A 22367-nucleotide genomic window follows, 5' to 3' on the forward strand; every position below is an offset into this window, starting at 1 on the left:
GCGCGCTAAACTGCCCAGCCTGGCCGATTACAGCCAGACCGGTTGCGGGCGTCCGCGCCCCCGAAACCCACGAATTCCTTGAAAGAGTAGTGATCATGACCCAAGTCAAACTGACCACCAACCATGGCGACATCGTCCTGGAGCTGAACGCCGAAAAGGCTCCGATCACCGTTAAGAACTTCCTTGAATACGTCGAGGCCGGCCACTACGAAAACACCGTTTTCCACCGTGTCATCGGCAACTTCATGATCCAGGGCGGCGGTTTCGAACCTGGCATGAAAGAAAAGAAAGACAAGCGCCCGAGCATCCAGAACGAAGCCGACAACGGCCTCTCCAACGACAAATACACCGTTGCCATGGCCCGCACCATGGAGCCGCATTCGGCCTCCGCGCAGTTCTTCATCAACGTCGCCGACAACTCCTTCCTGAACCACAGCGGCAAGAACGTCCAGGGCTGGGGCTACGCCGTATTCGGCAAGGTCACCGCCGGTACCGACGTGGTCGACAAGATCAAAGGCGTCGCCACCACCTCCAAGGCTGGCCACCAAGACGTCCCGGCAGAAGACGTGATCATCGAGAAAGCCGAGATCATTGAGTGATACTGCTGATTTCAGACTTGCATCTGGAAGAGGAGCGCCCGGACATCACCCGGGCGTTTCTGGATTTACTCGCCACACGCGCCCGCTCGGCGCAAGCGTTGTACATCCTCGGCGACTTTTTCGAGGCCTGGATCGGCGACGATGCCATGACGCCGTTCCAGCGTTCCATCTGCCAGGCCCTGCGCGAATTGAGCGACAGCGGCACGGCCATATTCCTCATGCACGGCAACCGTGACTTCATGCTCGGGCAGGCTTTCTGCAAAGCGGCTGGTTGCACGTTGCTCAAGGACCCGAGTGTCGTGCAGTTCAACGGCGAGCCGGTATTGCTGATGCACGGCGACAGCCTCTGCACGCGGGATGTCGGCTACATGAAGCTGCGCCGCTGGCTGCGTAACCCTGTCACGCTGTTCATCCTGCGCCACCTGCCGCTGGGCAGCCGCCAAAAACTGGCGCGCAAGCTGCGCAGCGAAAGCCGCACCCAGACGCGGATGAAAGCCAACGACATCGTCGACGTCACGCCCGAAGAGATCCCGCGGGTCATGCAGCAATATGGCGTGAAGACCCTGGTCCACGGCCACACCCACCGCCCCGCCATTCACAAGCTGCAACTGGGCGAACACGCAGCGAGACGCATCGTGCTGGGGGATTGGGACAAGCAAGGGTGGGCGTTGCAGGTGGATGAACAGGGGTTTGCGTTGGCGCCGTTCGGGTTTGCCCCGCCGCCACAACTACCGGCACCTGACGCAATCCCCAGCCGCACATAGATCCCCGCCTGTGGGAGCGAGCTGCTCGCTCCCACAGGGGGTCGAGTTGGTTCAATGACCGCTGGCCGCAGGTCCCGCTTTCGCCGCGAACGGCGGTTTCGCCAGCCATACCAGCAAAATCAATCCCATGAACGCCCAGCCCAGCAACGTGAAGTAATCCACGGTGGAAAGCATGTACGCCTGGCTGGTGAGGATCTGGTCGAGCTGGGCATAGACCGGTGTGCTCGCCCCGCCGAGCTGATTGATCGTCTCGCGCGTGGCGGGCTCGAAGGTGCTGATGCTTTCGCTCAGGTACGCGTGGTGCTGGTCGGCCCGGCGGATCCAGATCCAAGTGGTCAGGGACGCGGCGAAGCTGCCGCCCAGGGTTCGCAGGAAGGTCGCCAGCCCCGCGCCATCGGCGATCTGGTGCGGCGGCAGGTCCGACATCAGGATGCTCAAGGTCGGCATGAAGAACAGCGCCACACCGATGCCCATGAACAACTGCACCAGGGCGATGTGCTGGAAGTCCACTTCATTGGTGAACCCGGCGCGCATGAAACAACTCAGGCCAATCGCCAGGAAGGCCAGCCCAGCCAACAGGCGCAAGTCGAATTTGTGGGCGTATTTGCCGACGAAGGGCGACATCAACACCGGCAGGATACCGATCGGCGCCACCGCCAGGCCGGCCCAGGTGGCCGTGTAGCCCATCTGGGTCTGCAACCATTGCGGCAGGATCAGGTTGATACCGAAGAACCCGGCGTAACCGCCCACCAGGACGATGGTGCCGATGCGAAAATTGCGATAGGCGAACAGCCGCAGATTGACCACCGGGTGGCCGTCGGTCATTTCCCATATGACGAACACCGCCAAGGCGATCACCGAAATCAGCGCGCCGACAATGATGAAGTTCGACTCGAACCAATCGAGGTCATTGCCCTTGTCGAGAATCACCTGGAGCGCGCCGACGCCAATGATCAGCGTGATCAAGCCAACGTAATCCATCGGCTGGCGACTGGTGACCACCGGCCGCGCCTTGAGCTGCTGGCGCACGACCATCACCGCGAAAATCCCGATGGGCACGTTGATGAAGAAAATCCACGGCCAGCTATAGCTGTCGGTGATCCAGCCGCCGAGGATCGGCCCGGCGATCGGCGCCACCACGGTGACCATCGCCAGCAACGCCAGGGCCATGCCGCGCCTGGCTGGCGGGTATACGGCAATCAGCAGGGTCTGGGTCATCGGGTATAAGGGCCCGGCCACCAGGCCCTGGACCACGCGAAAGCCGATCAGCTCCGGCATCGAGGTGGAGATCCCGCACAGGAACGAGGCCAGGACGAACAGCATCGTCGCCCATAAAAACAATTTCACCTCGCCGAACCGACGGCTCAGCCACCCGGTCAACGGCAGTGCGATGGCGTTGCTCACCGCGAACGAGGTGATGACCCAGGTGCCCTGCTCCGAGCTCACGCCCAGGTTGCCGGAGATGGTCGGCAGCGCGACGTTGGCGATGGTAGTATCGAGCACCTGCATGAACGTCGCCAGCGACAACCCGATGGTGCTGAGCAACAGGCTGGGCGGCGTGAAGGACGCGTTATTGCTCATTGCGAAAATCCTATGAAGCGGAGGTGGTGAATTACAGGCGCCCCGATGGAATGGAGTTACGCCCTGTGGCGAGGGGATTTACCTCCTCGCCACAGGATGCAGCAGCGCTACCTCAGCGCTGTGCGGTCTTGCCCGCCACCGCACTGTTTTCATGGATCAGCCGTGTGATCATCGCGTCGGCATCGGCCAGCTGGCGGTCATAGACCTGGGTGCTGAACGTGGCTTTTTGCGGTGGCTGCTGGGCCAGTACCGGCCCGCTCTGGTCATGCAGGTTGACGTCGACCTGGGTCGACAGTCCGACCCGCAGCGGATGCCTGGCCAGCTCCTCGGCGTTGATATGGATGCGCACCGGCACCCGCTGGACGATCTTGATCCAGTTGCCGGTGGCGTTCTGCGCCGGCAGCAAGGCGAATGCACTCCCGGTCCCGGCGCCCAGGCTGTCGACCGTGCCGCTGTACTTCACATCGCTGCCATAGAGATCGGTCTCGATGTCAACCGGCTGGCCGATGCGCATGTCACGCAGCTGGGTTTCCTTGAAGTTGGCGTCGATCCACAACTGATCCAGCGGAATGACCGCCATCAGCGCCGTACCCGGCTGCACTCGCTGGCCCAGTTGCACGGTGCGCTTGGCGACATAACCGGTCACTGGCGCAATCAAGGTGCTGCGCGCGTTGGTCAAATAGGCCTGGCGCAGTTGCGCGGCGGCGGCTTGCACGTCGGGATGGGACGACACCACGGTGTCATCCACCAACGCGCTGGAGGTCTTGAGCTGCTGCCGAGCATTAGCCAGCGCGTTCTGCGCCGAGGTCAGGTCATCCCGGGCATGGGACAGTTCTTCCTGGGAAATCGCCCCGCCCGCCGCCAGGTTCCTGCGTCGGTTGTAGTTCTCCTGGGCCTTCTGCACTTCGGCTTCTTGCGCATGGACTTGCGCCTTCATGCCGTCGACATTGCTGTACAAGCCGCGCACCTGGCGCACGGTACGGGCCAGGTTGGCCTGGGCGCTTTGCAGCGCAACTTCGGCATCGTTCGGATCGAACTGCACCAGCACCTGGCCTTCGCGCACCAGGTCGCCGTCATCGGCGCCGATGCTCACCACCGTGCCGGTGACTTGCGGGGTGATTTCCACCACGTTGCCGTTGACGTAGGCATCGTCGGTGCTTTCGCTCCAGCGGCCATACAGTTCGTGCCAGGCCCAGACACCCACGCCGCCGAGAATGACGACCAAGGTCAGGGCCAGCAGCATTACCTTGCGTTTACGCGGGTTGCCAGCGTCCTGTGGGGTTTGTTGTGTTGCTTGGGCAGTTGCCATGACAAATACCTCGAATCAGTGAGTCGGCGCGGTGGCGGCCGGTGTGGCCGAAGCCACGGTTTGGGTGTCGAAGCCGCCGCCCAGGGCCTGCATCAATTGGATCGACAAATCGATCTGCTCGGCATTGAGCGTTGCCAGTTGGCGCTGGGCCTGGAGCAACTGCTGCTCGATGCTCAGCACGTCCAGGTAATTGCCGATGCCCGAGCCGTAGCGCTGGACCACGGTGTCGTAGGAGTTCTGTGCGATATCCACGGCGTGTTGCTGGGCGCCGATCTGCCGTCCGATGTCACGTAACTGGTTGATGGTGTCGCTGACATCGCCAAGGGCCGCGACCAGGCTCTTGTTGTATTGCGCCACCGCCAGGTCGTAGTCGGCGTCCCGGGCATCCAGGTCAGCGCGCAGGCGCCCGCCATCGAAAATCGGCAGCGACACCGTCGGCGCCACGTTGAAGAAACGACTGGCCGAACCGAACATCGCGTCCCCCAGCAACGATTGCACCCCGGCCGCCGCGCTCAGGTTGAGGTTGGGGTAAAAGTTGGTCTTGCCGGCCTCGATGTTCTTGCTCGCCGCCTCGACCCGCCACCGCGCGGCGACCAGGTCTGGACGGCGACCCAGTAACTCGGCCGGCAGGTTCGACGGCAGTGCGACCGCGCTGGCCTGCAGCACATGGGGCCGGGCGATTTCGTTGCCCCGATCAGGCCCTTTGCCCAGCAGCACGGCCAGGGCGATCCTGGCGCTCTGCAGGCGTTTCTCCGCGTCGATCAAGGTCGCGTCGGCGCTCGCCTCCAGGCTTTCGGTCTGCTGGAATTGGTACTCGCTGTCGATCCCGGCGCTGAGGCGGCGCTTGCCCAGGTCGAGCATCTGCCGCGTGCGCTTGAGGTCTTCGTTGGCCAAGTCATAAATGATGTGGGCCTGGCCGAGGTCGCTATAGGCCCGGGCCACGTCGGCGGCCAGGGTCAGTTGCGCTGCCTGGCGGTCGATCTCGGCGGCGCGGGCCTGGCCGAGGGCGGCTTCCCAGGCGGCGCGCTGGCCACCCCACAAATCGAAGTCGTAATTGAAATCCACGCTCAGCGAACGCAAGGTGCTGTAGGCCCCGCCCTGCCCTTGCGGGTCCTGGTCGCGGGCCAGGCGTGAACGGCTGACGCTGCCACTGGCATCCAGGGTCGGCAGGCGTGCGGCATTGGCGGCGTAGGCTGCGGCGCTGGCCTGGTGGACCCGGGCGCTGGCGATCTGCATGTCCGGGCTGTCGCGCAGCGCTTCACGGATCAGGCCGTCGAGTTGCGGGTCGCCGAGGCTCTTCCACCAGTCGCTTTTCGGCCATGAGGCTGGCGACAATGTGACGCCGGTCAGGGACTGTCCCGCCTGCAGGCTCTTGGCCTCAAGGCTGACGCCTTCGGTCTCCAGGCCGCTGTAGCTGGCACAACCGGCCAGGCTCATGGCCAACAGCACCAGGCTCAGGCGGGTACGCAAGGTTTGACGCTTCATTTTTCCCCCAATCGCAGCACAGTGATGGGATCACCGGCGGCGAGCAGTATTTTCTTGAGGATGTTCTCGAGGGTCTGCAGCTCCTCGCGACTGATGGCACCGGCCAGTTGATTCATGGCGTCGGCGCCGATAAACGGCAGGCGATCGGCCAACGCTTGGCCGGCCTCGGTCAGCACCAGGCGAACCTGGCGGCGATCCTCCGCCGAGCGTTGGCGAACCAGGAAGCCCTTCTGCTCCAGGCGATCGAGCATCCGCGTCATTGAGCCGCTGTCCAGCGACAGGTACCGGCACAGCTCCACCGGCGTGTCGATGCCGTGCTGGGCCATGATGATCAGCACCTTGAACTGCGCGGCGGTGATGCCGACAGGCTCCATGTGCGTGTCGATGATCCGATCCTTGAGCAGCGCGGCGCGGCCGAGCAGCATGCCGAGATGGCAATTGTGGAATTCGTCCGGGGTGAAGTGCTTCATCTGGGTACCGTTATCAGAGTACGGTTTGCTGCCTAGGCAGTGAATGTATGTCGAGATGTTACTGCTTAGGCAGCAAATGTCAAACAAATAGTTAGCTTGCTATGCACAAACAGACGCGTGGGAGCGGGCTGGCTCGCGCGAAGGCAGTGCGTCAGTCAGCAATTTTTTTTAGCTGATGCACCGCATTCGCGAACCAGCCCGCTCCCACAGGTTGTTTTGAGCAGGGATCAGAAATCGCGCTTGTAGAAGATATCCAGTGAACTGGCGACGCCGCTCGCGGCTTCGAGGTAGACCTTCTTGCTCAGCTTGTAGCGCAACGCGATGGTGTTGGCCGGTTCGAACACACCCACGCCGTAGCGCAGGCTGAGTTTTTCCGACAGGTTGCCGCTGGCGACCACGCTGGTGTCGTTGCCGCTGCCTTGGGTGTCGAGCTGGAAATCTTCAATCCCCAGGTTATTGGCGAGGCTGGTGGTCACCCCGGAACTGCCCATCAAGCCCAGGCCCAGCGCTGCCTGGGCGAGCATGTTGTTATCCTCCCCGGTGGTGCTCAATGGCCGGCCCAGCACCAGATAGGACAAGGCCTGCTCCTGGCTCATCGCCGGCTCCGAGAAAATCTGCGTGGCCGGCTGTTCGGCGCTGCCGCTCAAGCGGATGCCGGCGATGACATCGTCGGTCTGGCGGATCGCCTCGATGTCCAGGTACGGCTGGTCGATGGGCCCGGCGAACAACAACCTCGCACGGCGCACCGTCAGCCGCTGTCCGTAGGCCCGGTATTTACCGTCGTTGAGCCAGAGTTCGCCGCGGGTGTCCATGTTGTCGCCGATGTGCACCTGTCCTTTCACATTGGCCGTCAGGCCGAAACCCGAGAAGGCGAGTTTTTCCTGGCCGACGATCACGTCGATGTCCATTGCCATGGCCATCGGCGCCTTGCCCTCTTCAGTCTGGTGGCCGACGATCACCGTGTCATCCGAGACCTTGACCGTGGACGGCGGCAGTTCCCGAATGGTGATCTCGCCCTTGGGCACCAGGACCTTGCCGGCAATCGAAAGCCGCTCCCCTTGCATCGTGATGTTCAGGTCCGGCGCCACGTCCAGCACCGCATAGGGCTCGACGGTGACCGGCAGTTGCGAGCCCTTGAGCGCCAGGTCCAGCGTCAGGGCCTCACCCCAACCGATGTTCCCGGCCAGGCGGCCCTGCCCGTCCTTGCCACTTTTCCAATCGCCCTCGAGGCGTACCGTTTCCCCAGCGATCATCGCTCGTACCTGCAAGGCTTCGAGGCTGATCGGTAATTGCGGGCCGGACACTTCGCCGTCACTGAGCACGAGGTTGCCGTTGACCTGTGGCGCAAGCAAGCCACCGGACAGCGTGCCGCTGCCGTTCAAATGGCCGGTCAGGGTTTCCACCATCGGCACGAACGGCCGGGCCACCGACAGGTCCAGGCCACTGAACCGGAAGGTGCCACTCAACGGTTTGCTGGCTGGCAACGGATTGATTCGGGCCTGGAGCATCAATTCACCGAGCCGGGCACCGACGAAATTGAGATCCGTGTCGATACGCGTGGGCGTCAGGCGACTGTTCAGCGTCAGGGTCTGGTAGGGAAAATCCAGCCATTGCCCCTTGCCCTGCTCATTATCTCGAATCCGCAAGGTTCCGCCGCTGGCATCCACCGACACTCGACCGTTCGGGCCGCTGGCCGGCAGGTCCAGTTGCAGGTCGGCATTGAGTTGGCCTCGCCAGCTGAAGTCCTTGGGCATCCACTGGGCCAGGCTTTCGATGGGGAACTGCTTGAGGTGATAGCGCAGCCTTGGCTCCGGTATCAGGCGCTGATCTTCCCCGCAGAGGCTGGCCTGGCCGGATCGCCAACAGTGGGCACCGAAGTTCAGCGTGCCGTTGGCCAGGCGCTCCAGCTTCGCCGGCGCCTGCAAGCGCCAGGTTTGCCCGCCGACTTGCACGTCGCCGCTGGCGAGGCGTCCACGCCAGTTGCCTTGGTCAAGCGAACCGTCGAGGGTCAAGGTGGTTTCCAATTGCGGCCCTTGCAGGTCGAGATTGAGTTTCTGCTGCTTGATGTCGCCCTGGCCGCTGACCGTCAACACGCCGAGCGATGTTTCGCCGGTGCTGATACCGCTCGCCTTCAGATTGACCTTGCCCCGCTGCCCGCTGTCGAGCGTCGCGTCCAGGTTCAGGCTTTGCAGGCGGTTGTCCTGGAAGGCCAGCTGCGTGCCCTGCAAGCCGAATTTGCCTTGGGGCGCCTTGAGCGTCCCCGCCATGTCGAGACGGCCCATGACCTGGCCGCGCAGTTGCGGCCAGAGTTGGGCCAGCCGTGACAGCTTGATGTCGATCTGGCCGGTCAGTTTTTGTTGCAGGCTGGTAGCGCCGTTGATGCGGTTTTCGCCCAGGCGAATATCCAGCGCACCGAGGTTCCACTGCTCGCCCGCGCCGCTGGCCTTGGCTTGGAGCAGCGCCGGTTGGCCGCGCAGTTTGCCCTTGAGGTCCAGGTCCGCTTCGAGCTCGAGCTGGTCGTTTCTCAGCGCGCCCTTACTGCGTAACGGCCCGGCCAGCGTGCCGGGCAGCTCGCCAAGCCAGTACGCTGGGTTGATGGCCGACAGTTCAAGCGCCGTGTCCCAGGCAATGCCATCGGCGAATTGCAGGCTCAAGTGCCCTTCGGCCTTGCCCTGCCCGGCGCCGAGCTTGAGCTGTGGCAAATGGATTTGCGTCAGGTCGCCGCTGAACGGGCTGTCCAGGCTGAACGCCCCGGCGGGACCGTCCAGCGCTGCCTGGAAATTGCCGAGGTATTTGCCATCGGTGTACGAGACTTCGCCATTGAAGCTGCGCAACGTGACTTGCGGTTCGTCGATCAGTGGATAGAGGCGATGCCAAGGGAAGTCCAGCCAAGCGATTTTCGCTTCGGCGCTCAGGCCTTCGCGCCAATCCAGTTGCCCGGTGAGCTTGAGGCTTCGCTGGTCGCCCGCATCCAGATCCAGACCCGCGATGTGTGCGCCGTTGGCGTCAACCTTGCCGCTGAGCGACAACGCCACCGGGCCTTTCTCGGCGGGCAGACTCGCCTTGCCGAGCAGTTGGTAGCCCTCTTTCAGATTACCCTCGCCGGTCAGCTCCAGCTGATTGAGCAACAGCGTGTCCGGCAGGTCGGCGCCGGCCTTGAACCCGTCGGCAGTGATGCGCACCTTGGCCGGCAGGTTGTCCGCGAGCGGCTGCACATCGCCCTTGAGGCAACCTTGCAGATAACCGCTGCTGTCAGCACTAAGATCAAGGGTCTTGAGCAGATCGCCGTCGACTTTCAAATCCAGCACCCAAGGCGTCGCACCCGGTGCGGGCAATGTCAGCTGGCCCGCAGCACTCAGCGGCCAGTCCCCACGCGGCTCCAACAGGCCGGACAGTTTCAGGCTCAGCTCGTCACGCTGCAATTGCACCGAATCGATCTGCAGACCTTCGGCGGTCCAGTGCGCCGCCAGTTGCAAACCCTTGAGCTGTTCGCTGCCGTTGAACGACAGGCTGCCCACCTGGACGTCGCCCAGCTCGATCGCCAGGGGCAAGTCCAGGTCCGGCAGGCTGATCGGACCGCTGCTCGGCGCATCGGAAGAGGCCGGCAGTTGCAAGGCGATCCTGTCGGCCTTGAGCTGTTCGATGCACAGGGTCATGCGCAAAAGGCAAAACGGCGACCAGGCAAAGACCGGCTGATCGAGTTCTACCCGGCTGGCGTCCTGTTGCCACACTATCCGGTCGGCATTCCACTGCCCGCCCAGCCGCCCCTGGAAATTCTCGACGCTCAGCCCTGGCACCAGGCCAAGGGCCCAGCGGCTGCCTAACGCCGTGCCCAACATCACGCTCAAGGCCAGCAAGACCGCCACCAGCAAACCGCCAAGGGCCAGCAGCGTTATTTTCAAACCGCGATTCACAACTCAGGCCCCATGGAAAAGTGCAATCGAATGCCGCCCTCGTCGTCCAGGGCATGGGCCAGGTCGAGGCGGATCGGGCCGACCGGCGACACCCAGCGCACGCCGACACCCACGCCGGTCTTGAGGCTTGGCAAATCGAGATTATTGAAAGAGTTGCCCTGGTCAACGAAGGTTGCGACGCGCCATTTTTCCGCGACCGAATATTGATACTCGACGCTGCCGGCCACCATGTAGCGGCCGCCGATGCGATCGCCCTCGGAGTTTTCCGGCGACAGGCTCTGGTAGTCATAGCCGCGCACGCTCTGATCGCCGCCGGCAAAAAACCGCAGGGACGGCGGAATCGATTTGTAGCCATTGGTGGCGCTGCCGCCGATCTGGGCGCGCGCCAGGAAACGATGCTTGTCGAACACGGTGGTCAGGCCCTTGACCATGGCGGTGCCATACAAAAGGTTGTTGTCCGAACCCAGCCCTTCCTTGGCGACCTTGGTGTCGAATTGCAGGCGGTAGCCATTGTGCGGGTCGATACGGTTATCGCTGCGCAGGTACGAATAGCTGACGCCCGGCATCAGCAACGTACTCAGGCCCGAATCGTCACCGAGACGGTATTCCTCGCGCTGCCATTTGAGTGACACCACCCGCTGCCAGCCGCTGGGCAACTTGCTGTGCCATTCAGGCCCCACGGTGAGCAATTTGCTGAGGGTATCGGTGCCGGCCAGCTCTTCATATTGGTAGCCGCCGGCGTAGCGCAGCTTGTCGGTCAAGGGTGGGTCCAGCGGTACGTCGTACCACAGGCCGACGTTCTGCCGCGGCGCCGACACTTCCGCTTCCCAGCCATAACTATGCCCTTGCGGGTTGACCCAGTGGCGCGTCCAGTTGGCCTTCGCGCGGGGGCCTACGTCGGTGGAGAACCCCAGGCCCAACCCCATGGTGCGAGGCTTGCGGGTGTCGAGCTTGACCGCTACCGGGATCACGTTGTCAGTGGCCGCGGTGGGCGCCGCATCGACGCGCACGCCTTCGAAGTAGCCGCTCGATTGCAAGGCCTGGTTGAGTTCGGCGATGAGCTCGGAGTCGTAGGGCGCACCCGCCTTGAACGGCACCATGCGTTGCAGCAGGTCTTCATCGAAGGGTGTATCACCTTCGAAACTGACCGGGCCCAAGGCGTAGCGCGGCCCGCTGTCGTAGATCAGTTCGATGTCGGCGATACCGGCCTGCGGGTCCACGCGCAACGTCTGGCTGATGAACCGCCCACTGAAGAAACCATAGCGCGAGGCCTGGTTCTGGATCGTCCGCTTGGCGTCTTCATAGCGCCCGTGGTTGAGCACCGCACCGGGCTTGAGGCCTGCGTTGTCAGGCACGCGGAAACGCTTGAGCGACGCCGCCGGGCCGTCGATGCGAATCGTGACATTACGCAAGTGCACCGGCTCGCCGGGGTCGATGCTCAGGATCAGGCGCGGCGCCTTGCCCGCCTGGACCTCACTGTCGATCTGCGGCTGGTAGTAGCCCAGCGCCTGGGCCGCCTTGCGCGCCTGCTCCTCGGCGCCGCGACTGAAGCGCAGCAACGCGTCTTCGTCACGATCGCCCAAGCCACCGATGTACCCTTCTACGTTGGCCTTGAGTTCGTCATTGGACGGTTTGATCCGCACATCCAATTCACTTTGTGCCAGCGCCGCGCAGCTGAGAGACAGCAAAAGCGCGCCACCGGTCATTCGTCCTGGGAAATTCATGGCGCGGATGCTATCACGAGGTTGGGAGCCTGATAGAGCCAGACGATTCCCAAAAGTTCGTGCGACTAAGCTGTCGCGCTCTGCAGAACCTGCGGGTTTGCATGAAAGAACACATGCTCGCGGACAGGTCCTACCGCAACTTCGCCAATTTCCTCATAACCCTGGCGCTTATAGAAGTCGAGATAGCGTGGGTTGCCGGTGTCCAGCACCACGCCTTGGGAATGTTCATCCACCGCACACCAGTTATGCACCGCTTCGAGCAACTGCTCGCCATAGTGTTTGCCCTGGAATTGTGGGTGCACCCCGAGCAACGGCAACACATGGACCGAGTCCGATGGCAGGCAGGCCAGCACCGATGCGTGATATTCCAAGTACCGTCGGGTACAGCGAAACCCAGTGCTCAGCACCATGCGCAGGCGCCAGGCCCAACTTTCGGTAATGCCCAGGCGGCGCTGCGGCGGCGCGATCAGGGCGATGCCGATCAGACGGTCGTTGACCAACAGGCCGATTGCCGGCAGATCCTGGAAGAAATGCTGCTTGACCAGCTCTCGCACTGTCGCTCGCACCCGCTGTTCATACCCGGGACGCTCGGACTCGAACAGGTAGCTGAAGGTCGGCTCGTGGCGATAAGCCTGGTACAACAATGAACGCGCTTCGCGGGAATAACCGCTGTCGAGCATGTGGATATCAGCATTGGCGGTTTCAGGCATGGCGTTGCGTCTCCTGGGCGGGCTCGGTGAGGCCCTGCTCTTATTGACTACGAACCCGACAGGGTTGCGATCGTTCCTACATGCCAAGGACATTAGCAGTGCATTTGTCCTACTGCCACGCTAGCCCCGTTCCCACATGTCAGCTAGCATCGCAGTTTTGCCAGGACAGCCGACCATGAAGATCGTCTCCTTCAACATCAACGGCCTGCGAGCCCGTCCCCATCAGTTGGCGGCACTGATCGACAAGCACCAGCCGGACGTGATCGGGTTGCAGGAAACCAAGGTCCACGATGAACAGTTCCCACTGGCCGAGGTGCAAGCCCTGGGTTATCACGTGCACTACCACGGTCAGAAAGGCCACTACGGTGTCGCCCTGCTCTCGCGCCAGCCGCCACTGACGCTGCACAAAGGCTTCGAGACCGACGACGAAGATGCCCAGCGGCGTTTCATCTGGGGCACCTTTGCCGATGCCAATGGTGTGCCGGTGACCGTCATGAACGGTTATTTCCCACAAGGTGAAAGCCGTGATCACCCCACCAAATTCCCGGCCAAGGAACGCTTCTACAATGACTTGCAGCAGTTGCTGGAAACACGCTTCAGCAACGAGCAACCGGTCGTGGTGATGGGCGATGTGAATATTTCGCCGGAAGACTGCGACATCGGCATCGGCCCGGACAACATGAAGCGCTGGCTGAAGACCGGCAAATGCAGCTTCCTGCCGGAAGAGCGCGAGTGGATGGCCCGCCTGAAGAACTGGGGACTGGTGGACAGCTTCCGTCACCTGAACCCGGACGTCACCGACCGCTTCAGCTGGTTCGACTACCGCAGCCGCGGTTTCGAAGACGAGCCCAAGCGCGGCCTGCGCATCGACTTGATCCTGGCGTCCCAGGGCCTGCTGCCACGGGTCAAGGATGCTGGCGTGGACTATGAATTGCGAGGCATGGAAAAACCGTCGGACCATGCGCCGATCTGGTTGCAATTGAGCTGATCCAAGCGACTGCCCTGTCCCTGTGGGACCGAGCCTGCTCGCTCCCACACCTGACCGCGCCGGTCATTCGACGTGCGTCGCTTCCCTGTCATCTTTCAGTAACCCGACTGACTTAATCTTCCGGCACTTCCCTGGTTTCCCAAGGTGTCGGCATGCGGCTGTGCGTTGTGTTTTTCCTCGGCCTCTGGCTGCCATGCGTGGCATGGAGCAGCCGTCTGCCCATTCCTGATCACGGCCCTGCCCTGCGCCTCCAGGGTTCCAACACCATCGGCGCGGCGTTGGCGCCGGCCCTCGTCCGCGGGCTGATGGAAGACCAGGGGTTGCTCAAGGTCAGCACCGAAATCACCGGTCGCGACAACGAGCAACGCATTGTCGGGCAAACCGCAGACGGCCAGCGAGTCACCATCGACATCGCCGCCCACGGCTCCAGCACCGGGTTCATCGCCCTCAAGCAAGCCAACGCCGACCTGGCCGCGTCTTCCCGGCCGATCAAGGACAGCGAACTGAAGGAACTGGCGGCCCTTGGCGATCTGAAAAGTCCTGCATCCGAGCAAGTCATCGCCATCGACGGCCTGGCGATCATCCTCCACCCGCAAAACCCACTGCGTCAGCTCGATACCGTGCAACTGGCGCGCATTTTCAGCGGCGAGGCCAAGACCTGGGAATCGGTGGGTGGCGTCGGCGGGCCGATTCATTTGTATGCGCGGGATGAGCAATCCGGAACCTACGATACCTTCAAGGAACTGGTACTCAACCGACAAGGCAAAAAGCTGGATCCTACAGCCAGGCGCTTCGAATCCAGCGAGCAATTGTCGGACGCTGTCAGCCAGGACCCACAGGGCATCGGTTTTATCGGTTTGCCCTATGTGCGACAAGCCAAGCCCCTGGCGATTGTCGACGGTGCCTCCCAGCCCATGTTGCCGCTGAACAACCTGATCGCCACCGAGGACTATCCCCTGTCCCGGCGCTTGTTCTTTTACTTACCCACGCTGCAAGCCAATCCCTGGGCCGAAGCTCTGGTGGACTTCACCCAAGGTGAACAGGGCCAGGCCATCGTTGCAGCGAACGGCTTCATCGCCCAGACCGTACAGGCCATGGCTGTCGTCCCCAACGCACTGATGCCGGAGGGGTACCAGGCCCTGAGCCGCCATGCCCAGCGCCTGACTGTGAATTTCCGTTTCGAAGAAGGCAGCGCCAGCCTCGACAGCAAGGCCCAACAAGACCTGGGCCGCGTGCTCGACTACATCAAGCAGCACGGCAAGGCCGACCGACGCGTGACCCTCGTAGGGTTCGGCGACCTCAAGGACGACCCGGCGCGAGCCGACCTGTTGTCCAGGCTGCGGGCCATGGCGGTGCGGCGCGAACTGGTCAAATACGGCGTGACGTTGCGCGAGGTACGCGGGTTTGGCGCGTTGATGCCGGTGGCGGCCAATAGTGAGGATGAAGGAAGGGTTCGCAATCGGCGGGTGGAGGTTTGGGTTTATTAGAAAGTTACGCCATCAAAAGCCTGGATGTTTATCGCATTCGACACGGTGTAAGACCGAACTCCCGCGCCTTGCGCCATTGCCTACAACTACGCCAGAATCCGCCGGCTTGTGCGCCTTGAGGGCGGGCTTTACTGTTTCCCGGTCGCTGAAAATCAGCGATCGGGTTTGGTAGCCCGGGTAAAACTAAGGCGCACAGCTCCGGCATATTTATTATGGCGGCTGTGCGCGGGGCGCCTTGCGGCGCGCTGGGTTTGCCTTGGTACCCGGTCTACCAACCTGCGTACAGCCGCCACCCAATGTTTGGTAGCAAAGGGTTGTGGCTCCCATTACCAAGGAGTTTCATCATGTTCAAAGCAACCCCAAACCCGCCGGACAACGATCCAGCCGACTCGGAAGCACTCGACAAAGCGGCGGCAGACCGCGCCCTCGATTACTACCTGAAACCCACATCCAGCAAACCGCAAACCGACCCAAGCCAGCTCTTCACCCTCATCAACGGCATCGACACCGAGTCCCTGCTCGCCAATCTCAGCGAAACCCTGGCCTCGGCCAACGCGATGATCAATGACCTGGCCTTCGACCTGGACGGCTCGCGCCGGCACGTAGCCCTGGGCATCCTGCAGCTGATCGAACTGGGCGGACTGCTGGCGAATCGAGCGCTGGATAACGTCGACCCGCGCTAGCCCAAGCAACGCATTCCCCTGTGGCGAGGGAGCAAGTTCCCTCGCCACAGAAGCCAGCCTGCTACCGCCCCGCCAATTCCATGATCATCCGCGACAGCAGATAAATCCTCGGCACCACGCTCTCGACCTCGGCGTATTCCTGCGGCGTATGAATATTGCCGCCGACGATGCCAAAACCATCCAATGTCGGTGTGCCAACCCCAGCCGAGAGGCTGGCATCCGCCGCCCCGCCGCTGCCCTCTTCGGTGAGTTTGCGCCCCAGTTCGCCATAGATGCCCTGGGCCATCGCCATCAATCGATCCGACTCCTTCGTCTGCGGCATCGGCGGCAAACCGCGCTGCAGGCTGGTGGTGACTTCGGTCTCGGCGATCAGTTTGTCCTTCGAGACTCGGGCGAGATCTTTTTCGATGCGATCGAACTCCTCCGGCACCGCTGCGCGCACGTCGGCCTTCGCCGTTGCCTGGTCAGGAATCACATTGGTCCGATCGCCGGCCTTCAGCACGGTGAAGTTGATGGTGGTTTTCTTCTCCGCGTCGCCGAGCTTGCCCAGTTGCAGGATCTGGTGCGCCGCTTCCATCGCGGCGTTGCGCCCCAGCTCCGGCGCCACACCGGCGTGGGCCGCCTTGCCCTTGACCTCCACCAGGGCGGTTGCGCTGCCCTTGCGCCACACCACCAAACCGTCCGCCGGACGACCCGGTTCAAGGTTGAGGGTCACGTCATGGGCCTTGGCGGTTTTCTTGATCAGGTCGGTGGCGACGTCCGAGCCGGTTTCTTCGCTGGCGTCGAGCAGGAACGTGATCTGCGCGTAGTTCTTGAAGTCCAGGTTCTTTAGCACTTTCAATGCATAGATCCCGGCGACGATACCGCCCTTGTCGTCCATCACACCCGGCCCGTAGGCCCGGCCATCCTTGATATGAAAAGGCCGCTCGGCGGCGGAGCCTTCCTTGAACACCGTGTCCATGTGGGCCATCAGCAGGATCTTCGCCTTGCCGGTGCCCTTGAATGTCGCCAGGACATGCTGGGTGCCGTCCGAATTCGGCACTTTCTCGATAGTGGCGCCGAGCTTGTGCAACTCATCAATGGCAATGTCGCCGACCTGGGTCAGCCCCGGCACATAACCGGAACCGGAGTCGATGTTCACCAGCCGTTCCAGCAGTTTCAGGGCCTCGCCCTTGTACTGTTCGGCATGGGTCAAGACTTGCTGATGGGGTTGCGCGAAGGCAGCGGGGGCGAAAGCGCCAAGGGCCAGGCTCAGGCCAAGACTGACGGCGAGACGGGAGCGACGAGCGGTAACGGTCATGATTTCATCCTTGTTTCGTCGGGAAATACTCTAGAGAGACCAAGGGGCACCCTACCCGACAATACGCCAAGGCTCTAGACCGTCGACGCCTCCAACTTTGGCAGATGTCGCTGACAGACAACTCGGTTGCGCCCACTGGACTTGGCTTCATAAAGCAGTTGATCGGCGTCATTGAACCATGCCGTCGCATCGCCATAAGCCGGGTTGAAGGCTGCCAGGCCGATGCTCAGGCTCACTTTCAACGCCGGGTCCTGCTCGTAGGCCAACGTGGCGAAGCGCTCGCGCAAGCCGTCCATGGCCTGCACCGCCTTGTGCAGGGTCAGGTCCGGCAGGATCACGCAAAACTCGTCGCCACCGTAGCGCCCGACAATGTCGGCAGCCCGCAGATTCTGCCTGAGCAGCTTGCCGAGCTGGCGCAGTACCACGTCACCGGCGCCGTGGCCGTAGGTGTCGTTGATGGCTTTGAAATGGTCGATGTCGATCAGCGCGATCGCGCCCAGGGCCTCGTCTGGTGGATGGCGCAGGCAGCGCTGGAATTCTTCATTGAGTCGATCTTTCCAGGCGCCATGGTTGAGCAGTCCGGTAAGGCTGTCGGTACGGCTCAGCGCCAGCAACTCACGCTTCTGCCGGCCCAGGGTGTAGGCCTGGCGAAAGCAGATCCAACCCAGCGCCAGCGGATAAAGGCACAGCAGCGGCAGACAGGCATAGAGCTGCGTCGGGCTGGTCATGGGCACGCTGGTCAAGGGGAAGACCACGCTCCCCAATGCAATGCCAGCCACTTGGGCCAGCGCGCCGGCCAGCAGGAAACGCAGGCCGCCAATCGCGACGTTGTTCATCGACATCATCGCCAACGTGACGGCCGTAGGCAGCGGATTGAACTGCATCGCCGCGACCCAGAATCCGCCGAGCAACGCGTCGATCAACAGGTTGCGGTGTTCAGCGTGGTACGGCACCGCCGAACGACGGGCCCATTGATAAGAGAGGTGTGGCCAGAGCAGGCCATTGAACAGCAACAAGCCCCAGACCCAGGGCGCCGGGTCAAGGGGATAGACGGCGGCACTGACCAGCAGCAACCCCAACGCCAGGCCCAGGATGCGCGATGTGTATAGCCTCCTGGCCAGCGAGAGTCCCTTTTTTCCGGTTTTTTGCATAGAGGCCTCTGCACCGCAGGTCTCCCGAGTTCCCGGGATGGGGTGACTGCAGTCTATCAGGGTGCAGTCAAATAGCCATTACTCACTGGAGGGGTATTTCTTGTGCAAGGCGAAGCGGTCCTTGGCGGATCTTGGCTATACATGAGATGGAGAACCTGCTGTCCGACACAACGCGTATCAAAGCAAATGCACACCTGTCGTCGCGATATCCCAAGGTTTCAGCTTCACTTACGTAACACCTGATCCGTCGGCTCGACCCGCGGGTCAACAATCCTACGTAACCCATGGGGGCCAAGACATGCTGGTGTTGTGGGTAGTGCTCGCCGTGTTCATCGCCTGGAGCTGGTTGACGTATCCAGGCATCGGCCACGTGCTGTATGACTTGGGCATGGCTCTGGAGGCGCGCCTGTATCGGCTGCACAAAATCACCGTGCCCATCAGCGAAATGACCGTGTCCACCTGGCAAGGCGGGCCCTATGAAGCATCCGGCAGCATCCTGATGCTGCACGGCTACAGCGCCGACAAGAACCTGTGGCTGCGCTTCGCCCGACCTTTCGTCAACCGCTACCGGGTGATCATCCCGGACTTGGCCGGCCATGGCGAAACCGGCTTCAAGGCTGGTGGCGGCTACGACATCCCGACCCAGGCCCGGCGCGTGGTCGAATTGCTCGATGCCTGCGGCCTGGACAAGGTCCATGTGATCGGCAACTCCATGGGCGGCTACCTCGCGGCGTGGCTGGCGGCGACTGCGCCTGAACGGGTGCTGACCCTGGCGCTGATCGACCCGGCCGGCGTCACGGCCCCCGAGCCCAGCGACATGGAACGTCACTTGGCCGCCGGCCACAACCCGTTCCTGGTTCATTCACGGGATGATTTCGCGCCGTTCTACGCCATGACCATGGCTTCCCCGCCCTGGCTGCCCAGCGTCGTACTCGCCGCACTGGCCCAACGCTACGAGCAGCGCCGGGAGGAATTGGCGGAGATCTTCGTCGACTTGCGCGCCAGCCCGCCGATGGAGCCTCGCCTGGGGGATATCCGGGCGCCGTCGTTGTTGCTCTGGGGGCGCAAGGATCGGCTGATCGACGTCAGCAGCGTGCCGGTCTGGAGCAAGGGCATCGCCGACCTGCGCGTGGAAATCTGGGACGGGGTCGGCCACATGCCGATGGTTGAAAAACCCGGCAAGACCGCGGCGCTGTATCGGGACTTCCTCGAGGGTTTGGGACAGTAAGCAAGGTGCAGCCCGGGAGGGAGCCTGCCGATCAGTCCCTGGGAGAATGAAGTCCTGAAGATTCTTCGTTTGCCGGCATTGGCGAAGGCTGCGATCTTTCGTTCAACTTTCCCACAGCCCTCGCCAGGAATTCTCACGATGAGCTTCGTCAGCCCCGACTTGATCCGCCAACGCTTTTCCAGGGCGATGTCCGACATGTACCGCGACGAGGTGCCGCTGTATGGCGCATTGATGAGCCTGGTTGAGCAAACCAACGCCCAGGTCCTGGCCAACGACCCATCGCTGGCCGAGCATCTGCGCAGCACCGGTGAACTCCAGCGCCTGGACATGGAGCGCCATGGCGCGATCCGCGTCGGGACCGCCACCGAACTGGCGATGCTGGGCCGACTGTTTGCGGTGATGGGCATGCAACCGGTGGGCTATTACGACCTGACACCAGCCGGGGTCCCGGTGCATTCGACGGCTTTTCGCGCCGTGCATGAAACGTCGCTGCAGATAAGCCCGTTCCGGGTATTTACCTCGCTGCTGCGCCTGGAGCTGATCGAAAACAGCGAACTGCGGACCTTTGCCGAGGCGGTGCTGGCCAAGCGTCAGATCTTTACCCCGGGCGCTCTCGAACTGATTGAACTGGCCGAACGCCAGGGCGGCCTGACGCAATCCCAGGCTGACGAGTTTGTATTGCAAGCGCTGGAAACCTTTCGCTGGCACCACAGCGCCACCGTCACCGCCGAGCAATATCGACAACTGAGCGCCCAGCATCGCCTGATCGCCGACGTGGTGGCGTTCAAGGGGCCGCACATCAACCACCTGACGCCGCGTACCCTGGACATCGATATCGTGCAGGCCCAGATGCCGGTGCATGGCATCACACCCAAAGCGGTGGTCGAGGGCCCGCCTCGTCGCCAGTGCCCTATCCTGCTGCGCCAGACCAGTTTCAAGGCGCTCGACGAGCCCGTCGCGTTCACTGACCAACCCCAATCCCAGGGCAGCCACAGCGCCCGCTTCGGGGAAATCGAACAACGAGGCGCGGCCCTCACGCCAAAAGGACGGGCCCTCTACGATCAGTTGCTGAACGCAGCGCGCGATGCCCTGGGCGAATTTCCCAACGAAGCCAATGCCGAACGCTACAACGCGTTGATGGCCGAGCACTTTGCCCAGTTCCCGGATGACCACGAAGCGCTGCGCCGGCAAGCGCTGGCCTACTTCCGCTATTTCGTGACACCGGCGGGGCTTGCCGCCAAAGGCACGCTGGAACAGCCGATCTCGCTGGAACGCCTGCTGGAACAGCGCTATTTGCGCGCCGAACCGCTGGTCTACGAAGATTTCCTGCCGGTCAGCGCCGCCGGGATATTCCAGTCGAACCTGGGCGATGCCGCCCAGAGCCACTATGCCGGGCAATCCAATCGACAGGCATTCGAAGCAGCGCTGGAACGGCCGACCATCGATGAACTGGCGCTGTACGCCGAGACGCAAAAGCGCTCCATCGACGAATGCCTGTCGGCATTGGACGCTCGGAAAATAGCCCAAGAATAGAAAAGCAATAAGTTGCGCGCCAACACCTGACTATCCTCTGCGGCATGGCCGTTTCGCCGATGGCAGACGGCATCTGCTGCGTGCGCAATCGACAGTGGAGGGCGATGCAGCCTTCTGCGTGAGTTTCGCGGCACCGGCGCCATGCTCCGCAGAGAAAGAATCCCAACAGATTGATTTATCTACGTTTTTTATAAATGGCATGGCTCTTGATATCGGTCAGCCGCCTCGGACGATTCACGTCCCGGGCGTCCAGCTATCCAGCAAGGAGCATCCATTGGCTACCCCCGCTTACATGTCCATCGAAGGCACCAAACAAGGTCTGATCACCGCAGGCGCGTTCACCGCTGACTCGGTAGGCAACACCTATCAGGAAGGTCATGAAGACCAGGTCATGGTGCAGGGCTTCCAGCACCAGGTGACGATTCCCCGCGATCCCCAGTCCGGCCAGCCAACTGGCCAGCGCATACACAAACCCTTGGTCATCACCAAGGTATTCGATAAAGCCTCGCCGTTGCTCCAGGCAGCCCTGACCAGTGGCGAACGCCTGACGAAGGTTGAGATCCAGTGGTATCGCACTTCGGCTGCGGGCACCCAGGAGCACTACTACACCACCACCCTGGAAGACGCGATCATCGTCGATATGAAGGATTACATGCTCAACTGCCAGGACCCTGGCAACAGCCATTTCACTCATCTGGAGGACGTGCACTTCACCTACCGCAAGATCACCTGGACCCACGAAGTGAGCGGTACCTCGGGCTCCGATGACTGGCGTACGCCGGTCGCAGGCTAACCCTCGCGGGTGTTCGCCCAGTGCGACGGCCTCGGCATTCCATGCACTGGTAAAGAGCCTGACACTGGGCGAACGCCAACAATGATAGTGGAGCTTGCACGGGATGTCCGTGAGCCCCGCATAAATTATTCTTCACGTCGCATCAGCGGTCTTGTTTTTGCCTGGCGGTTTTCTGCGCATCGGTTTCCTGCGCATCAGGGTTGCCCTGCTGCTCACGCTTGGCCGGGTCATTGGGCCGCAATGCGTCGTTGTCACGCTCCACCTCGCCGGGCAGCGCCGGGTCGTCGGGGTTTTCCTGCGTTTGATCGGGGCTGGGCTTCATCGCAAACTCCTTGGTTGGCTTGACGGGCATCACGCGTCGGGGTCCGCCACTTCTTCTGCGACGTTGGCATCCGGCGAGCGCTGGTGAAGCTCCTCGGCCTGGGTCTTCAATTCTTGCCACCGGTCCAGGTCAATCTCTCCCAGGCCGAACAGGTCGTCGGCCAGCCGCATCAGCTCGGTGAAATGAGCATCGGGCGATTCCTGCCAATAGGCCTTGTCGTCGAACAGCCGCTGCCAGTCGGCCAGCGACGGTGGTTTGATGTCATCGCTCATGACGGACTCCCGCGAGGCATTCATAGGTATGAGGGGCGACGCACGCGGGGAGTT

The 22367-nt window shown here is 62.3% G+C and carries 19 protein-coding genes; 8 read left to right on the forward strand and 11 right to left on the reverse strand.

Going from position 1 to position 22367, the window contains the following annotated elements:
- Positions 1-95: 95 nt before the first annotated feature.
- On the forward strand, positions 96-599 hold the full coding sequence (locus JZ00_RS02720; RefSeq protein WP_039592812.1) for a peptidylprolyl isomerase: 504 nt from the start codon (positions 96-98) through the stop codon (positions 597-599).
- Positions 596-1363: a UDP-2,3-diacylglucosamine diphosphatase gene (locus tag JZ00_RS02725; RefSeq protein WP_039592811.1), complete on the forward strand. Its 768-nt coding sequence runs from the start codon at positions 596-598 to the stop codon at positions 1361-1363. The genes JZ00_RS02720 and JZ00_RS02725 overlap by 4 nt, the downstream gene beginning before the upstream one ends.
- A gap of 51 nt (positions 1364-1414) precedes the next feature.
- On the opposite strand, the gene JZ00_RS02730 is transcribed toward JZ00_RS02725, so the two are convergent.
- The 7 genes from JZ00_RS02730 to JZ00_RS02760 form a co-directional block, all read right to left on the reverse strand.
- Complete coding sequence (locus JZ00_RS02730) at positions 1415-2944, reverse strand: DHA2 family efflux MFS transporter permease subunit (protein WP_039592810.1); 1530 nt, start codon at positions 2942-2944, stop codon at positions 1415-1417.
- Between the two features lie 112 nt (positions 2945-3056).
- Positions 3057-4253: an efflux RND transporter periplasmic adaptor subunit gene (locus JZ00_RS02735; protein ID WP_039592809.1), complete on the reverse strand. Its 1197-nt coding sequence runs from the start codon at positions 4251-4253 to the stop codon at positions 3057-3059.
- 15 nt (positions 4254-4268) lie between these two features.
- The gene (locus tag JZ00_RS02740) at positions 4269-5738 is read right to left on the reverse strand and encodes an efflux transporter outer membrane subunit (RefSeq protein WP_039592808.1); all 1470 of its coding nucleotides are present in this window, start codon (positions 5736-5738) and stop codon (positions 4269-4271) included.
- The gene (locus tag JZ00_RS02745) at positions 5735-6208 is read right to left on the reverse strand and encodes a MarR family winged helix-turn-helix transcriptional regulator (protein WP_039592807.1); all 474 of its coding nucleotides are present in this window, start codon (positions 6206-6208) and stop codon (positions 5735-5737) included. Before JZ00_RS02745 ends, JZ00_RS02740 begins: the two co-directional genes overlap by 4 nt.
- 227 nt (positions 6209-6435) lie before the next feature.
- Positions 6436-10122 carry a translocation/assembly module TamB domain-containing protein gene (locus JZ00_RS02750; RefSeq protein ID WP_039592806.1) on the reverse strand — a complete coding sequence of 1229 codons (3687 nt, stop codon included), beginning with the start codon at positions 10120-10122 and terminating at the stop codon, positions 6436-6438.
- Positions 10119-11846, reverse strand: a complete 1728-nt coding sequence (locus JZ00_RS02755) for an autotransporter assembly complex protein TamA (protein WP_039592805.1) — start codon at positions 11844-11846, stop codon at positions 10119-10121. The genes JZ00_RS02750 and JZ00_RS02755 overlap by 4 nt, the downstream gene beginning before the upstream one ends.
- Before the next feature lie 65 nt (positions 11847-11911).
- Positions 11912-12556, reverse strand: coding sequence for a GNAT family N-acetyltransferase (locus tag JZ00_RS02760; protein WP_039592804.1), 645 nt, complete (start codon positions 12554-12556; stop codon positions 11912-11914).
- 175 nt (positions 12557-12731) lie between these two features.
- On the opposite strand from JZ00_RS02760, the gene xthA reads away from it, so the two are divergent.
- From xthA to JZ00_RS02775, 3 genes are all read left to right on the forward strand, one after another.
- Complete coding sequence (gene xthA / locus JZ00_RS02765) at positions 12732-13544, forward strand: exodeoxyribonuclease III (RefSeq protein ID WP_039592803.1); 813 nt, start codon at positions 12732-12734, stop codon at positions 13542-13544.
- A gap of 152 nt (positions 13545-13696) precedes the next feature.
- A complete protein-coding gene (locus JZ00_RS02770) occupies positions 13697-15031 on the forward strand; it encodes a substrate-binding domain-containing protein (protein WP_039592802.1) in 1335 nt (444 codons plus the stop codon).
- 344 nt (positions 15032-15375) lie between these two features.
- Positions 15376-15714, forward strand: coding sequence for a DUF6124 family protein (locus tag JZ00_RS02775; protein WP_039592801.1), 339 nt, complete (start codon positions 15376-15378; stop codon positions 15712-15714).
- Positions 15715-15775: 61 nt separating this feature from the next.
- On the opposite strand, the gene JZ00_RS02780 is transcribed toward JZ00_RS02775, so the two are convergent.
- Positions 15776-17014 (reverse strand): M20/M25/M40 family metallo-hydrolase, encoded by a 1239-nt coding sequence (locus JZ00_RS02780; protein ID WP_039592800.1) that lies wholly within the window; start codon positions 17012-17014, stop codon positions 15776-15778.
- Between the two features lie 74 nt (positions 17015-17088).
- Complete coding sequence (locus tag JZ00_RS02785; protein WP_039592799.1) at positions 17089-18165, reverse strand: diguanylate cyclase; 1077 nt, start codon at positions 18163-18165, stop codon at positions 17089-17091.
- Between the two features lie 298 nt (positions 18166-18463).
- Between JZ00_RS02785 and JZ00_RS02790 the strand changes: the two genes are divergently transcribed.
- The 3 genes from JZ00_RS02790 (at position 18464) to JZ00_RS02800 (ending at position 21719) form a co-directional block, all read left to right on the forward strand.
- Entirely contained in the window at positions 18464-19393 is a 930-nt protein-coding gene (locus JZ00_RS02790; protein WP_039592798.1) for an alpha/beta fold hydrolase, read from the forward strand.
- Between the two features lie 138 nt (positions 19394-19531).
- On the forward strand, positions 19532-20926 hold the full coding sequence (gene hglS, locus JZ00_RS02795; RefSeq protein WP_039592797.1) for a 2-oxoadipate dioxygenase/decarboxylase HglS: 1395 nt from the start codon (positions 19532-19534) through the stop codon (positions 20924-20926).
- Between the two features lie 274 nt (positions 20927-21200).
- On the forward strand, positions 21201-21719 hold the full coding sequence (locus JZ00_RS02800; protein WP_039592796.1) for an Hcp family type VI secretion system effector: 519 nt from the start codon (positions 21201-21203) through the stop codon (positions 21717-21719).
- A gap of 142 nt (positions 21720-21861) precedes the next feature.
- On the opposite strand, the gene JZ00_RS02805 is transcribed toward JZ00_RS02800, so the two are convergent.
- Both JZ00_RS02805 and JZ00_RS02810 read right to left on the reverse strand, forming a co-directional pair.
- Positions 21862-22041 (reverse strand): hypothetical protein, encoded by a 180-nt coding sequence (locus tag JZ00_RS02805; RefSeq protein WP_039592795.1) that lies wholly within the window; start codon positions 22039-22041, stop codon positions 21862-21864.
- A gap of 29 nt (positions 22042-22070) precedes the next feature.
- On the reverse strand, positions 22071-22313 hold the full coding sequence (locus JZ00_RS02810) for a hypothetical protein (protein WP_039592794.1): 243 nt from the start codon (positions 22311-22313) through the stop codon (positions 22071-22073).
- Positions 22314-22367 lie beyond the last annotated feature (54 nt).

This window comes from Pseudomonas frederiksbergensis (assembly GCF_000802155.2).
Taxonomy (GTDB): domain Bacteria; phylum Pseudomonadota; class Gammaproteobacteria; order Pseudomonadales; family Pseudomonadaceae; genus Aquipseudomonas; species Aquipseudomonas frederiksbergensis_A.

Coding starts and splice junctions, on each gene's coding strand:
- JZ00_RS02720 (WP_039592812.1), top strand. CDS start 96: ATGACCCAAGTCAAACTGACCACCAACCATGGCGACATCGTCCTGGAG.
- JZ00_RS02730 (WP_039592810.1), bottom strand. CDS start 2,944: ATGAGCAATAACGCGTCCTTCACGCCGCCCAGCCTGTTGCTCAGCACC.
- JZ00_RS02735 (WP_039592809.1), bottom strand. CDS start 4,253: ATGGCAACTGCCCAAGCAACACAACAAACCCCACAGGACGCTGGCAAC.
- JZ00_RS02740 (WP_039592808.1), bottom strand. CDS start 5,738: ATGAAGCGTCAAACCTTGCGTACCCGCCTGAGCCTGGTGCTGTTGGCC.
- JZ00_RS02745 (WP_039592807.1), bottom strand. CDS start 6,208: ATGAAGCACTTCACCCCGGACGAATTCCACAATTGCCATCTCGGCATG.
- JZ00_RS02755 (WP_039592805.1), bottom strand. CDS start 11,846: ATGAATTTCCCAGGACGAATGACCGGTGGCGCGCTTTTGCTGTCTCTC.
- JZ00_RS02760 (WP_039592804.1), bottom strand. CDS start 12,556: ATGCCTGAAACCGCCAATGCTGATATCCACATGCTCGACAGCGGTTAT.
- xthA (WP_039592803.1), top strand. CDS start 12,732: ATGAAGATCGTCTCCTTCAACATCAACGGCCTGCGAGCCCGTCCCCAT.
- JZ00_RS02770 (WP_039592802.1), top strand. CDS start 13,697: ATGCGGCTGTGCGTTGTGTTTTTCCTCGGCCTCTGGCTGCCATGCGTG.
- JZ00_RS02775 (WP_039592801.1), top strand. CDS start 15,376: ATGTTCAAAGCAACCCCAAACCCGCCGGACAACGATCCAGCCGACTCG.
- JZ00_RS02780 (WP_039592800.1), bottom strand. CDS start 17,014: ATGACCGTTACCGCTCGTCGCTCCCGTCTCGCCGTCAGTCTTGGCCTG.
- JZ00_RS02785 (WP_039592799.1), bottom strand. CDS start 18,165: ATGCAAAAAACCGGAAAAAAGGGACTCTCGCTGGCCAGGAGGCTATAC.
- JZ00_RS02790 (WP_039592798.1), top strand. CDS start 18,464: ATGCTGGTGTTGTGGGTAGTGCTCGCCGTGTTCATCGCCTGGAGCTGG.
- hglS (WP_039592797.1), top strand. CDS start 19,532: ATGAGCTTCGTCAGCCCCGACTTGATCCGCCAACGCTTTTCCAGGGCG.
- JZ00_RS02805 (WP_039592795.1), bottom strand. CDS start 22,041: ATGAAGCCCAGCCCCGATCAAACGCAGGAAAACCCCGACGACCCGGCG.
- JZ00_RS02810 (WP_039592794.1), bottom strand. CDS start 22,313: ATGAGCGATGACATCAAACCACCGTCGCTGGCCGACTGGCAGCGGCTG.